The sequence below is a fragment of the Marivita sp. genome, assembly GCF_051251565.1.
Taxonomy (GTDB): Bacteria; Pseudomonadota; Alphaproteobacteria; order Rhodobacterales; family Rhodobacteraceae; genus Marivita.
The window spans coordinates 279,066-291,537 of sequence record NZ_JBPOFB010000005.1 but is presented as its reverse complement, the minus strand read 5'-3'; the positions used below and the strand labels follow the sequence as shown (position 1 = coordinate 291,537).

Below are 12,472 nucleotides of genomic sequence, written 5' to 3'. Positions count from 1 at the left end.
TGTGCGGGGTAAGTTGCGCCCAACCTGTCGGGTCGGCAGGATTTTCCCATCCTGTCGAGGTTGCACATGTCGCTTGCCAATGGTCGCACGTATCTTGCCATTCCCGGTCCTTCTGTGGTGCCGGATGCCGTTCTCAGGGCCATGCACCGCGCGTCGCCGAATATTTACGAGGGCGAATTGCCCGACATGATGCCGGATCTGACGCGCGATCTGAAACGCGTGGCGCGCACCGACGGTCATGTGGCAATCTATATCAGCAACGGTCACGGCGCATGGGAAGCCGCGCTCGCCAATACGGTCGGGATTGGCGACAAGGTGCTTGTGCTGGCTACAGGATTTTTCGCCATGGCCTGGAGCCGCATCGCCGAAGCGCGCGGGCTTGAGGTGGATGTGCTGGATTTCGGCAATGGCGGCACGTTTGATCTGGACCGCGTGGCCGACACGCTCAGGGCCGATAGCGGGCACAGCTACAAGGCGGTGATGGCGGTGCATGTGGACACATCAAGTTCGAACCGCAACGCGTTCTTGCCATTGCGCAAAATCCTTGATGACCTGAATCACCCGGCGCTGTTGATGGCCGATTGTATCGCCGCAATGGGCTGTGACCGGTTCGAAATGGATGCCTGGGGCGTCGATGTGGCGCTGACCGGATCGCAGAAAGGCCTGATGTGTCCGCCCGGTCTGGGCTTCGTGTTCTTCAACGACAAAGCCGCCGAGGCCCGCAAAGGCCTCAAGCATGTCAGCACCTATTGGGATTGGACGCCGCGCGCCGCCCCCGAGGCATTCTATCAGTATTTCAGCGGCACAGCCCCCACCCATCAAATTTACGGCCTGCGCACCGCACTGGATATGCTCCATGCCGAAGGGATGGAGGCGGTCTGGGACCGTCATGCAACGCTGGCGCGCGCGATCTGGGCCGCGGTCGAACACTGGGGGCAGGACGGACCACTTCGGCTCAATATCGCGGACCCGGCGCTGCGCAGTCACGCGGTGACAGCCATGTCCATCGGCAAACCCTACGGCGCGCATTTGCGCCGCTGGTGCGCGGACGAGGCCGGGGTCACGTTGGGCATCGGGCTTGGCATGGGCACCGAAGACGACCCGCACAGCGACGGCTTTTTCCGGTTTGGCCATATGGGCCATGTGAATGCGCATATGATCCTCGGACTTCTGGGGGTGGTCGAGGCCGGTCTGGGCGCGCTGAACATCCCACATCGTGCGGGAGGGGCATCGGAGGCGGCGAAAGTGATTTCAGGCGTCTGAGGGCCAGCGAATTTCTCGGCTGGCGCGATACTGGGCCAGCCGGGTGATACAATGGTTCAGCACCCATCCCAACAGGATGACGGCGCCAAGCCCAACCTGTGCCCAGATCACGCCAAAGATCCAAAGCAAGTTCACAAAAATCAGCACAAGGCTGGGGATCGTGTAATCTTCGACCCCTTGGGGATGGCGCTGCTCCATCTGGTTCTCCGCACGGTTGCACACCCGGTCATGGTTTACGCTAACGCAGAAATCCCGCCCGTCAGCGATAATCTGACAGAAAGTCCCAAATTTTTCGTGAAGACCCGTGCGTTTGCTTAACCGCGCGCCATGTCCAGGGCCTTTGGCAGGGCACGTTCAAGCACCGCAAGATCGGTGGGCCGTCCCGCGCTGACCCGGATCGCGCGGTCGCCCGGCGACACAAAGGGCATGCGCACAAAGACGCCTTGGTCGATCAACGCGGCCAGCACGGCTTTGGCAAAGGCCCCGTCGCGCCCGCAGTCAATGGTGACGAAATTGGTGGCCGAGGGCAGGGGCGTCAGCCCGTTGTCCCGCGCGATTGCGCCGATCCGGTCGCGCGCATCTGCCACAAGTGCCACCACATCGGTCAGCCAAGCAATGTCTTCAAACGCCGCCAGCGCCCCCGCCTGCGAGATGCGCGACATGCCGAAATGGTTGCGCACCTTGTCAAAGCTCTTGATCAGGTCTGGCGCACCGATGCCGTAGCCCACCCGCGCGCCTGCCATGCCAAACGCCTTTGAGAATGTCCGCATGCGGATCACGCGCGGGTCATCCGCGTCGATCTTTGGCGCGGTGCCGGTTGGGGCAAATTCGATATAGGCCTCGTCCAGCAGCAACAGCGTGCCATCGGGCAGCGCATCCAACGCCTTTTCGACCCGCACACCACTGTGCCAGCTTCCCATCGGGTTGTCGGGGTTCGACAGATAGACCAGCTTGGCCTGCACCTCGTGTGCCTTGGCCATCAGTGCGTCGATGTCTTCGTGGTCGCTGGTGAACGGCACCTTATGCAGCGTGCCGCCAAAGCCCGTCACATGGTAGTTGAAGGTCGGATATGCGCCATCCGAGGTCACCACGGCGTCCCCCGGTGCCACCAGAAGGCGCACCAGATACCCCAACAAGCCGTCAATGCCTTCGCCGATGATGATGTTGTCAGGGCGCACGCCCATGCGGGCCGCAATCGCATGGATCAGATCGTAGTTCGTGGCGTCCGCGTATTGCCAGCACTGGCCGGCCGCGTCTTGCATCGCAGCGACGGCAAAAGGCGAGGGGCCAAAGACGCTTTCATTTGCGCCCAAACGCGCCCGAAACGGCGCGCCGCGCTGGCGTTCCTGCACTTCAGGGCCGACAAACGGCACGCTTGAGGGCAGCTTTGCGATAAGGTCGGGATATCTGGGTCCGGTCATACCTCGTCTATGCCAAGAGCGTGCGCGATGGACAAGCGGTGAAGATTTGTCGGGTGTGGTATTTTCCTTGGTCCCATGTCCGCAACCGTCCGTGTCAAGAGTGTTCGCGGGCCCCTGAGATTTTTCGTACGAAAAATCTTGGGCCCCTCGCATAAATTTTCAAATACTCGTTAATTTTGCGTTTGAATTGCGGAGTATGTCGGGAGTGCTCTGTCGTTTTGAGATGATGCAAAAGCCTAAAAGGTCACCCTTTCTGACCCAATGTTTCGCGCGCGAAACAATAGGGCCAGATCGGACCTTTCCCTCATGCCTTGACCCGCCCGACCCAAGCGGCCACTTATCACCCAGAGCAGCAAGAGACCGATATGGCCCAAACTCCGCCCCCCTTTGCCCCGTTCGAGTGGATGATCGCATGGCGCTACCTGCGCGCGCGCCGTGCCGAAGGTGGCGTGAGCGTGATGACCTGGATCAGCCTGATCGGTATCACCCTCGCGGTGTTTGCCCTGATCGCAACCTTGGCCGTCCGGTCCGGGTTTCGCGCCGAATTTGTGGACACGATCCTTGGTGCGAACGCCCATGTGACCGTCTACTACACCCAAGAGGTGGACGCGTTTGGCCGCGCCTCGCGCATGATCGAAGAGTATGACGCCCTCGCGCAATCCGTCGCCTCGGTGCCCGGCGTCACCCGCGCCGCACCCTTGGTCAAAGGGCAGGTCATGGCCACTGCCAACAGCCGGAATGCAGGGGTTGAGGTGTTTGGCATCGCCCCGCAAGACCTTGCCACGATCCCGCGCATCGCTGATTCCGACACCGCGCAAGGCGATATCGCGCGGTTCTCCGAAGGCATCGCCATTGGTGCGGGCGTGGCGCGCGAAATCGGCGTGGCGCTGGGGGACAAGGTCAAGCTGATCTCGCCCGACGGGGTGCGCACTGCCTTTGGCACCAGCCCGCGCGTCAAGGCCTATGAGGTGGTCTATATCTTCAGCGCAGGGCGCTATGATATTGACCGCACACGCGTTTACATGCCCTTCGGCGAGGCGCAGCTTTACTTCAACCGCGAAGGGGTCGCCGACGAGATCGAGGTGATGGTGGCTGATCCCGACCGTGTCGAAGACCTGACCCGGCCGATTCTTGAGTCGGCGGGGCAACGCGCACTGGTCTGGACGTGGCAGGACGCGTCGGGCGGGTTTTTGCGGGCGTTGGAAATTGAAGACAACGTGATGTTCATCATCCTGTCGATCCTCGTTCTGATCGCGGCGATGAACATCGTTTCGGGGTTGATCATGCTGGTCAAAAACAAGAGCCGCGACATTGGCATTCTGCGCACCATGGGCCTGACCGAAGGGGCGGTGCTGCGGGTGTTCTTTATCTGCGGCGCGTTCACCGGGATCATCGGAACCATGGCCGGGGTGGTGCTTGGCTGTCTGTTTGCGCTGTATATCGATCCGATCTTTTCTTTTGTGAACTACGTTGCCGGTGGCGGAGTCTGGGATCCGGCCGTGCGGGGGATCTATGAATTGCCCGCGCAGCTTCGGCTTCAGGATGTACTCAGCGCGGTGGCGCTTTCGCTTGGCCTCAGCTTTGTCGTGACGATTTTTCCCGCCCGCCGTGCGGCGCGGATGAACCCGGTTGAGGTGCTGCGCTATGAATGACGTTTCGCTGCGATTGACCGGCGTCTCCAAGACGTACAACGCGGGCTCACCCGGCGCGGTTGCGGTGTTGCGCGGGGTGGATATGTCGCTGGCCAAGGGCGAAGTGGTGGCGCTTGTTGCGCCGTCGGGGGCCGGGAAATCGACCTTGCTGCATATCGCCGGGCTTCTGGACACAGCTGATGGCGGGACGGTCGAAATCGCCGGGGCGGATATGACCGGGGCGTCGGATCGTAAGCGCACGGTGATGCGCCGCGACAAGGTGGGGTTTGTCTACCAGTTCCACCACCTTCTGCCCGAGTTCAGCGCACAGGAAAACATCGTCCTGCCACAACTCGCGGCGGGTGTGTCGCGTGGCATTGCGGATGCGCGGGCGCTCGAGCTGCTGGACATAGTCGGCATTGCTCCACGGGCGCATCACCGCCCCGCTGCTTTGTCGGGTGGGGAACAACAGCGGGTTGCGTTCTGCCGGGCCTTGGCGAACCAGCCGTCGGTGCTGCTTGCGGATGAGCCGACCGGGAACCTTGATCCGGCCACGTCGGATACTGTGTTTGATGCGCTGATGACGCTGGTGCGCGAAACCGGGCTGTCAGCGCTGATTGCCACGCACAACATGGCGCTTGCAGCGCGGATGGACCGGCAGGTGCGGCTGGAGCAGGGGATGCTGATCCCGATGTGAAGGCAACAGAACTCGCGTTAAGGTTAACGGAAATTAACCAATCTTGTCGAAACAGGATCACGCGATGGTGACGTGACACAGCTCTCACGCGAACGTTTGATGCGGGTGAGCGTTCGAGCCTGTTAACATGATCCCGTTGAAAAGGGGTTTTGTCCATGTATCGTTTCCTTGCCGCCGCAATCCTGTCTTGTGCAGCACTTCCCGCATTGGCGGCCCCCGTGTCGTTTGACGGGACGTGGAAAACGCAGAAGTTCTCGTTGTTTTCGTCCAACACCTACGGGTTCAATGGCAGCTCAGTGAGCGTTGCGTCAAACGGGTCAGTGTCGCTGGCCTATCGCCCGCTGCCGCAATCCTATTGGGGGGCAAATGCGGCCTCTTGGTCGTGGAGTGTGCAAGAGGGCGTGCCGGCAACGGATCTGCGCCAGAAGGGCGGAGATGATCGCAACCTCGCGCTATATTTTGTGTTTGTTCCCGAAAGTGAGGCGCAAGCACTGCAAGGGGCCAGTGTGCGCCAGCTTTTGACCAATGATGCGGCACGGGTGCTGGTCTATGTCTGGGGCGGCGCGCATGACCGGGGCGCGGTGCTGGGCAGTCCCTATCTGGGCAATCGCGGCAAAACGGTCGTGTTGCGCGGCGCGGGCACAGGAAGCGCGAATGAGACCGTCAACCTGGCGCGCGACTATGCCAATGCGTTTGGCGGCGGCGAGACCGCGCTGGTGGGCATTGCGCTGTCGGGTGACAGTGACGACACCGACACCCGCATTCGGGCATCTGTCAGCGGGTTGAACATCAACTGATCCTCAGGCGCGCTGGGTGATCCAGACCCCGATCGCCATAACCCCGATCCCGGTGGCCCGCGTCAAGGAGAGCTGGCTGATCCGTGCGCCGAACAGTCCAAAATGGTCGATCAGCGCCGCCGAGATCAATTGCCCCAAAAGCACAAAAAACACCGCGTTGCCGACACCGAAATGCGGTGCGATATAAGTGATGGACAGCACGTAGAACGCCACCAAAAGCCCCGCGAGCATCAGGTGTTTCGGGGCCATTGGAAGGGTCGCCAGCGCCTTGGGGCCGGTGGCCAGCGTCACAAGGCTTGTGGCCAGAAGTGCCACGCAGAACAGCACCATTGCGGCGGCGGCGGGCGATCCGATCCGCACCCCAAGGGCCGCGTTCAACGCGGCCAAAAGCGGTATGCCCAGCCCGGCGGCCAGCATTGTCAGGGCGTAAATCGGCATGGTCTTGTCCTAGCAAAACAGTTTTGCGCACCCTGCGCCGGTGCGCGGGGTTTGTCACCCGACAAAGCGGCGGCAAAGCATGGCCGTGCCTGTGTTCGGGTGGTTGCGCGGCGCTTGAAAGACAGGCACTCTGACCCCAGTCGAGCAAGGAGGCCCAAAAATGCGCCCAAAGAGTTTTAGCCTGATGATGGCCTGTCTGGCCGCAGGTGTGGTGGCGGGCTGTGCGCCCGAGGAAATGCCGCGAGCCAGCGATGGCCGGGCATTGTTTATGGAAAACTGCGCTGTGTGTCATGGGGCGGATGCCAAAGGCAACGGGCCGATGGCGCGCGCGATGGGCACGCCTCCGCTGGATCTGACGTTGATCGCGGCGCGCAATGGCGGTGTTTTCCCGACTGTGGCGGTCTTGTCGAAGGTGGATGGCTACACTCGTGCCGAACAGGACTTCCCGGATATGCCGGAATTCGGTGCCTTGCTTGAAGGTGATCTGTTGCCGCTGGATACGGGCGACGGGGTGATGACACCGACGCCGCGCAAATTGGTAGCGTTGTTGGAATATGTCGAAAGCCTTCAGGTTTCCGAGTGATCAGTCCTGTGACGGTGTTATGAAAAGCCCCGCGTGTCGCGGGGCTTTTGCGTGGTCAGGTGCGCGCTTGTTCGGAGCGGGGACCGGCCAGCAGCCAGATCAGGAAGCCCAGAAGCGGCAACACCAGAACCATAAGGCACCAAAGCACTTTTGATCCGGTGGGGGTGTTCGAGCCGATGATCGACACAAAAGCCCAGACGTTCAACGCTAGGAGGATCAAACCTCCGATCCCTGTTATTTCGAGTCCCATTTGGTGTCTCCTTTCTTGGGTTTGGGCCATTTGGCGTGCTATCCCCTGTGCCCGTGATGTGCGGGCCTAGTGGCGATCAGCCGTCAGTGGCAGCGGAGGGTGCCGCTGTTTCGGTTTCGTCTCCGGGTTGCGTGCCGGTGGCCATCATGTTGGCTAGGTAACTAAGAAACAAAAGGGATGCGATCAGGACCGCGGTGATCATGCCCCAAAGGGCCGGGCGGTGGCGTTTGGATTGCTTTTTGACGTTTGTGGATGGCGCGGACATATCGGACCTCTCTTGTTGCGGTTTCATGGGAAAAACGCAGGCAACGGTCGGGAAGTTCCTGAAAACAGGTCCGCGCGGCGGGGATCAGACGGCGTCTGCACGCATTGCAAGGGTCTGGTCGCGGCTGTCCCGGTAGGCTGTGGCCGCCGATACAAGTGCGCGGAAAAGCGCGCGTTGGCGGTGGGCGTAGAACAGGTATTCCGGGTGCCATTGCACGCCAAGCGCAAAGGGATCGCGCACCCGTTCGATGGCTTGCACCATGCCGCCGGTGTCGCGCGCCGAAACACGCATACCGTCGCCCAGCCAATCCACCGCTTGACTGTGCAGGGCATTGACCTTCATCGGCTTTTCGCCGCCGATGAGGGACAGGTGGGTGTCTGGTTCCACGCAAATCTGGCGTTTGGGCAGGATGGTGGTGATCTTGCGGTCAGGGCCATAGGTCGTCCACGCTTCCTGGTCGAGCGAGCCGCCCAACGCCACGTTGAGCATCTGCGCGCCGCGGCAAATGCCAAGGACGGGGATGTTGCGATCAAGGGCTGCCTTGGCCAGATCGCATTCCAGCGCGTCGCGGTCGGGGTCTAGCCGCGCCGACAGGCCAAGCGTGCCGCCGTATAGATCGGGGCCGATATCATCACCGCCACCAATGATCAGCCCGTCCACATCGGCAAGGTCGACGACACGCCCAACGCCCCAGCGCACACCGCGCCCCCCGGTAAGCCAGAGGCTGAGGTTGATGAACGGAAACACCCGCCAGCCGGTGCGCACCGATGTTGTGACGGCAATCCGGGGGCGGGTCACGGTGTGGCCCGCGCGGCGTGATCGTCGAGCAGCGTATCAACTGTGCTGACCCAAGCCGAGGTCCGTTCGAACCACGCCGCATCGTGGATCGCCCACGCGTCGCGCAGCGCCGACAGCAGGGGCGCGTTGGTCGCTACCAATTCGACCTGACGCCACAGCTGCCAGGGTTGCAGCAGGGACCAATCTGCCTCGTCGATGCGGCTGTCGGGCAGGCGAAAGTGAAAGGTCGGGCGGGCGGCGGTTTTGTCGTTGATGTCAAAGAGAGTGGCAAAGAGATCAGGCTGCGCGTGTTTGAAAAGCGGCAACAGATCAAGGCTTTGGTTGCGGCTGGTGATATGGCTGGCTGCCATGCGCATCAGATCGGCCAGAGTGTCATAGGTTGTGTGCGCCAGTTCCGTGATCATGCCGTTTGGCCACGCTTCGACAAAGGGCATCATCCGGCGGGTTGGGTCGATCTGTTCCTTGTTGCGCAGCCATGGTTCCAGCAGCGCGTAGGCGGTGATCGTATCAAGGGTGACCCGATGATCGGGCGCAATAATTTCGGGGTTCAGGTGGACGCCAAAGCCCAGCAGAACACCCGAGCGCGACCCCATCGCCCCAGCCGCGCGCAGGGCGGTGCACAGCGTGTTGAACGCCTCGATCTGGGTGCGTGTCAGGGGTGGGGTGACCACCTCAACCGGGATCAAACCGCGCAGGGCGTCCAGCCCTTCTTGCAGGAATGGCAGGTCGTCGCGTTTGCGCAGAGAGATATCCAGTTCCACCTCGATATCGCCGAAGTCTGTATCGCAGACCGTGACGCTGTGATCGCCGCGATCCTTGACGGTGCCGCCAAAGGTGTTGGCAATAAGGGTGCCGGTCTCCAACTCGGTCGGACCGGCAAATTCGATCTCTATGCCGCAGCGGCGGTCTTGCCCGTCTTGTGTGGTCTGTACCGGCAAGGCCGGAAAGGCGGAGTGGTCTTGGGTCATGTCAGGCCTGCGGTTGATCAAAAGGGGCGTCGCCCCGAAGGACACAAGAGCGATAACGCGCGAAAGGTGAAAACGTTCCCGGCGATGTCAAAGGCCGCTTTGCGGTGAAGGTTGCTTTGAACCAAATCGCGGGTCGGAGCGTTTCGCCAATACTCACACCCTACATGAACGGACGTTATCATGCTTTATTGGGCTGCTGTCTTTTTTGTCATTGCGCTGATCGCGGGGTTGTTCGGGTTTGGGGGGATCGCATCGGCCTCGGCGGGGGTGGCACAAATCCTGTTCGCGGTGTTCGTCGTGCTGTTTGTCGTGACGTTGATCGCACAGGTTTTGCGATCTTAGGCTGCACCGAACCAAGCCGGAGCTGGGACTCCGGCTTGGTTGGTGTATGCGGGGTGGATCACGCTTTGAGCGTTTCGGTGGACGAAAAGAACATTGCCTGACTGACGGCGGACCGCACCTGATCTTCGGTATAGGGCTTCGAGATCAGGAAAGCGGGTTCTGGCCCTTCGCCCGTCAGCAGCCGTTCGGGAAAGGCGGTGATGAAAATCAACGGAATGTCGGCGTCGTCTTGCAGGATCGTGTTGACGGCGTCGACCCCGCTGGACCCGTCGGCCAATTGGATGTCAGACAGGATCAGCTGGGGCTTTTTGGTGTCATATAATGCAACTGCCCCGTCCGCCGTGCGGGCGATGCCCGTCACCCTATGGCCCATTTCGGCGAGGATCGCTTCGAGATCCATCGCAATGATTGCTTCGTCTTCGATGATCATGACGTGCCCGGCAAGGGATTGGGCCATTTCGGCATAGGCGATATCGACAAGGGTCTGCGCTTCGATCTCGGTGACCCCAAGAATGGATGCCACGTCGGAAAAGGACAGATCTTCAATCGTGTGCAACAGCAACGCCTCGCGCGTGCTGGCCGTCAGTTGCGACAAATGTTCCTGCGCTTTCGCGGCAATCCCGGTTTCAGATAGTCTGAATGTGGCACCCGAGCTGGCCCAGATCGTATGGAACACCTTGAAGAGCGCGACCTTGTGCGATGCTTCGTGGTCAAAGATCGACATATCGCTCAGGATGGCTTCGAGTGTGGCGGCGGCATAGGTGTCGCCGTCGACCTGTGATCCGGTAAGAGCCCGTGCATAACGGCGCAGAAATGGCAGGGTCTCGCCAATCTTGGTGGTCAGATCCTGTGGATTTTGGGTCGACATAAAGAAAAGCTCCTACTTTTTTGGACAATACGGGAACCAAACGCGGTAGGTCGCGTTAAGTTCCCGCTACCGTACACTCTACCAAAAACATTGTCTGAAGGGCGACATGACACAGGATCGTAAACCATCAAGCCTGGAGCGAGAAATCGAAGCCAGCCTCAAGCGCGTCTATGATGACATCGCGCAACAGCAGGTGCCGGATCGGTTCACACAGCTTCTTGCGCAACTTCGTGAGGCGGACAAAACTATTTCGGGGGATGCGCATGACTGATCCCAAAGACGAAATCGTGGAACATCTGAGCGCCATGCGTGCCTTTGCCATGAGCCTGACGCGGAATTCTGCGTTGGCCGATGACATGGTGCAGGATGCGCTGGTCAAAGCCTGGAGCAAAATCGACTCGTATCAGCCGGGCACCAATATGCGGGCGTGGTTGTTCACGATCCTGCGCAACACCTATTATTCGCATCATCGCAAAGCACGCCGCGAAGTGGCGGATGTGGATGGGGAAATGGCCGCGTCCCTGGCGCAAAAACCCGATCATGACGGGCGCTTGCAGATGCGCGACTTCAACCGCGCGTTTGACCAGTTGAACGACGAACAGCGCGAGGCGCTGATCCTTGTCGGGGCGGGCGGGTTTTCCTACGAAGACGCCGCCGAGACCTGCGGCGTTGCTGTTGGCACGATCAAAAGCCGCGTGAACCGCGCGCGCAAGCATCTGGTCGAAATCCTCGAGATGAGCGATGATGAGGTTATGGAGGCCACGGATATCGTGACCACCGGGATCGTCACGACCCAGAAGAACGTAGCCTGATCCGAGAGTTGCCTGCTGGCCGTGGCGCGCATCGGTCCGCCGTAAGGCGGGCGGCTGTTGGACCCGTTAAGGAGAGATGACCCATGAGCCGTGGACGCTTTGCGCTTCGCCCCAAGGATATTCCTTTGCGGGGGCTATTCGATGTCGCCCTGCGCATGTGGCACAAGCAGAATGCGATGAACCTTGGGCTGATCGCGGCGGGCATCGCGTTTTACGGTTTGTTGTCGCTGTTTCCCGGCATCACCGCAGCGGTTGCCTTTGCCGGGGCGTTTCTGCAACCCAGTATGTTGGTCGAGAACAGTGCGGATATCACCGCGATGCTGCCGGATGCGGCGGCAACCATCGTGATGGGACAGCTTACCGATGTGGCCAATGCCAACCGCTCTGCCTTGAACTTTGCGGCTCTGTTCAGTTTGGCGATCGCGCTGTTTTCTGCGTCCAAGGCGGTGGCCAATTTCATTGCCGGTCTGAACGTCATCTACGAGGAAAAAGAGACCCGGAATTTCTTTGTTGTCAAAGCGCTGACGATCTTTTTGACCGGGGTTCTGATCATCGGCCTGTTGGTGTCGATCACCGTTGTTGCAGCCATTCCGGTGATCGCGGCGATCTTTGGCGATTACGGGATCATTGACGATATCGTCATGTTCCTGCGCTGGCCCTTCCTGTTTCTGATGGGTGCGTTCGGGATTGCGGTCCTGTACCGGGTCGGGCCCAATCGCAGGTCGGCCAAGTGGCGGTGGTTGACGCCGGGGGCCTTCGTGGCCTGTGCGCTTTGGGTTGCGGGCAGTTTTGGCTTCAGCCTCTATGTGCAGTCCTTTGGATCGTATAACGAAACCTTCGGCGCGCTGGGTGGGGTGATTGTTCTGCTCACATGGTTGTGGCTGTCGGCCTTTATCGTTCTGCTGGGCGCGCTGCTGGATGCAGAGCTTGAGGTGCAGACGAAACGCGACAGCACCGTTGGGGATGATCGGCCCATGGGCGCGCGGGGTGCGGTCAAGGCAGACACGCTTGGTCCGGCACGCGGCGAAGATATGACGGAACCCGCAGGCTGATCGCCGCGTTGTCCTGGTACGCATGCACGGAAACGCACCTGACAGGAGGCCAAGATGAACCGTGATCAAATCGAAGGAAAATGGACCGAGATCAAAGGCAAGCTGCGCGAGACCTATGGCGACTTGACGGATGATGATGTCGAAGAGGCCAAAGGCGACCGCGAACAGATGGAAGGTGTGCTTCAGCAAAAGCTGGGGGCCTCAAAAGAAGACGTGCGCAAGACGGTTGACCGGATTCTGGAAGACGTCTGATCCTGCCTGACATGTCTTTGGACCGCGCGGTTGGT

18 protein-coding genes are annotated in these 12,472 nt (G+C 60.5%); 10 read left to right on the top strand and 8 right to left on the bottom strand.

Annotated elements, in window-relative coordinates:
* Nucleotides 1–66: 66 nt before the first annotated feature.
* Nucleotides 67–1,263, top strand: coding sequence for a pyridoxal-phosphate-dependent aminotransferase family protein (locus ACSHXH_RS09745; RefSeq protein ID WP_435671590.1), 1,197 nt, complete (start codon nt 67–69; stop codon nt 1,261–1,263).
* On the opposite strand, the gene ACSHXH_RS09740 is transcribed toward ACSHXH_RS09745, so the two are convergent.
* Together ACSHXH_RS09740 and ACSHXH_RS09735 are read right to left on the bottom strand one after the other, a co-directional pair.
* The gene (locus tag ACSHXH_RS09740; RefSeq protein ID WP_435671589.1) at nt 1,252–1,461 is read right to left on the bottom strand and encodes a histidinol phosphate aminotransferase; all 210 of its coding nucleotides are present in this window, start codon (nt 1,459–1,461) and stop codon (nt 1,252–1,254) included. The two genes, ACSHXH_RS09745 and ACSHXH_RS09740, sit on opposite strands and share 12 nt — an antisense overlap.
* 116 nt (nt 1,462–1,577) lie before the next feature.
* Entirely contained in the window at nt 1,578–2,684 is a 1,107-nt protein-coding gene (locus tag ACSHXH_RS09735) for a pyridoxal phosphate-dependent aminotransferase (RefSeq protein ID WP_435671588.1), read from the bottom strand.
* Between the two features lie 365 nt (nt 2,685–3,049).
* Between ACSHXH_RS09735 and ACSHXH_RS09730 the strand changes: the two genes are divergently transcribed.
* From ACSHXH_RS09730 to ACSHXH_RS09720, 3 genes are all read left to right on the top strand, one after another.
* The gene (locus tag ACSHXH_RS09730) at nt 3,050–4,336 is read left to right on the top strand and encodes a lipoprotein-releasing ABC transporter permease subunit (RefSeq protein WP_435671587.1); all 1,287 of its coding nucleotides are present in this window, start codon (nt 3,050–3,052) and stop codon (nt 4,334–4,336) included.
* The gene (locus tag ACSHXH_RS09725; RefSeq protein ID WP_435671586.1) at nt 4,329–5,012 is read left to right on the top strand and encodes an ABC transporter ATP-binding protein; all 684 of its coding nucleotides are present in this window, start codon (nt 4,329–4,331) and stop codon (nt 5,010–5,012) included. The genes ACSHXH_RS09730 and ACSHXH_RS09725 overlap by 8 nt, the downstream gene beginning before the upstream one ends.
* Nucleotides 5,013–5,167: 155 nt before the next feature.
* Nucleotides 5,168–5,809: a DUF3047 domain-containing protein gene (locus tag ACSHXH_RS09720; protein WP_435671585.1), complete on the top strand. Its 642-nt coding sequence runs from the start codon at nt 5,168–5,170 to the stop codon at nt 5,807–5,809.
* Nucleotides 5,810–5,812: 3 nt separating this feature from the next.
* On the opposite strand, the gene ACSHXH_RS09715 is transcribed toward ACSHXH_RS09720, so the two are convergent.
* Entirely contained in the window at nt 5,813–6,247 is a 435-nt protein-coding gene (locus tag ACSHXH_RS09715) for a DMT family transporter (protein ID WP_435671584.1), read from the bottom strand.
* A gap of 160 nt (nt 6,248–6,407) precedes the next feature.
* Between ACSHXH_RS09715 and ACSHXH_RS09710 the strand changes: the two genes are divergently transcribed.
* A complete protein-coding gene (locus tag ACSHXH_RS09710) occupies nt 6,408–6,830 on the top strand; it encodes a c-type cytochrome (RefSeq protein WP_435671583.1) in 423 nt (140 codons plus the stop codon).
* A gap of 55 nt (nt 6,831–6,885) precedes the next feature.
* Here the strand turns inward: ACSHXH_RS09710 and ACSHXH_RS09705 are convergent, their stop codons facing one another.
* From ACSHXH_RS09705 to ACSHXH_RS09690, 4 genes are all read right to left on the bottom strand, one after another.
* Nucleotides 6,886–7,080, bottom strand: a complete 195-nt coding sequence (locus ACSHXH_RS09705) for a PLD nuclease N-terminal domain-containing protein (RefSeq protein WP_435671582.1) — start codon at nt 7,078–7,080, stop codon at nt 6,886–6,888.
* A 76-nt stretch (nt 7,081–7,156) separates the two neighbouring features.
* Nucleotides 7,157–7,345 (bottom strand): hypothetical protein, encoded by a 189-nt coding sequence (locus ACSHXH_RS09700; protein WP_435671581.1) that lies wholly within the window; start codon nt 7,343–7,345, stop codon nt 7,157–7,159.
* 84 nt (nt 7,346–7,429) lie between these two features.
* Nucleotides 7,430–8,143 carry a gamma-glutamyl-gamma-aminobutyrate hydrolase family protein gene (locus ACSHXH_RS09695; protein ID WP_435671580.1) on the bottom strand — a complete coding sequence of 238 codons (714 nt, stop codon included), beginning with the start codon at nt 8,141–8,143 and terminating at the stop codon, nt 7,430–7,432.
* Nucleotides 8,140–9,111, bottom strand: a complete 972-nt coding sequence (locus ACSHXH_RS09690; protein ID WP_435671579.1) for an amidoligase family protein — start codon at nt 9,109–9,111, stop codon at nt 8,140–8,142. The genes ACSHXH_RS09695 and ACSHXH_RS09690 overlap by 4 nt, the downstream gene beginning before the upstream one ends.
* A gap of 180 nt (nt 9,112–9,291) precedes the next feature.
* On the opposite strand from ACSHXH_RS09690, the gene ACSHXH_RS09685 reads away from it, so the two are divergent.
* Complete coding sequence (locus ACSHXH_RS09685; protein WP_435671578.1) at nt 9,292–9,453, top strand: DUF1328 domain-containing protein; 162 nt, start codon at nt 9,292–9,294, stop codon at nt 9,451–9,453.
* Nucleotides 9,454–9,511: 58 nt separating this feature from the next.
* Here the strand turns inward: ACSHXH_RS09685 and ACSHXH_RS09680 are convergent, their stop codons facing one another.
* Nucleotides 9,512–10,321 carry a response regulator gene (locus ACSHXH_RS09680; protein WP_435671577.1) on the bottom strand — a complete coding sequence of 270 codons (810 nt, stop codon included), beginning with the start codon at nt 10,319–10,321 and terminating at the stop codon, nt 9,512–9,514.
* Nucleotides 10,322–10,427: 106 nt separating this feature from the next.
* On the opposite strand from ACSHXH_RS09680, the gene ACSHXH_RS09675 reads away from it, so the two are divergent.
* From ACSHXH_RS09675 to ACSHXH_RS09660, 4 genes are all read left to right on the top strand, one after another.
* Nucleotides 10,428–10,592 carry a NepR family anti-sigma factor gene (locus ACSHXH_RS09675; RefSeq protein ID WP_435671576.1) on the top strand — a complete coding sequence of 55 codons (165 nt, stop codon included), beginning with the start codon at nt 10,428–10,430 and terminating at the stop codon, nt 10,590–10,592.
* The gene (locus tag ACSHXH_RS09670) at nt 10,585–11,133 is read left to right on the top strand and encodes an RNA polymerase sigma factor (protein ID WP_435671575.1); all 549 of its coding nucleotides are present in this window, start codon (nt 10,585–10,587) and stop codon (nt 11,131–11,133) included. The genes ACSHXH_RS09675 and ACSHXH_RS09670 overlap by 8 nt, the downstream gene beginning before the upstream one ends.
* An 83-nt stretch (nt 11,134–11,216) precedes the next feature.
* Complete coding sequence (locus tag ACSHXH_RS09665; RefSeq protein WP_435671574.1) at nt 11,217–12,185, top strand: YihY/virulence factor BrkB family protein; 969 nt, start codon at nt 11,217–11,219, stop codon at nt 12,183–12,185.
* 54 nt (nt 12,186–12,239) lie between these two features.
* Entirely contained in the window at nt 12,240–12,437 is a 198-nt protein-coding gene (locus ACSHXH_RS09660; RefSeq protein WP_435671573.1) for a CsbD family protein, read from the top strand.
* The last annotated feature ends 35 nt before the right edge of the window (nt 12,438–12,472 follow it).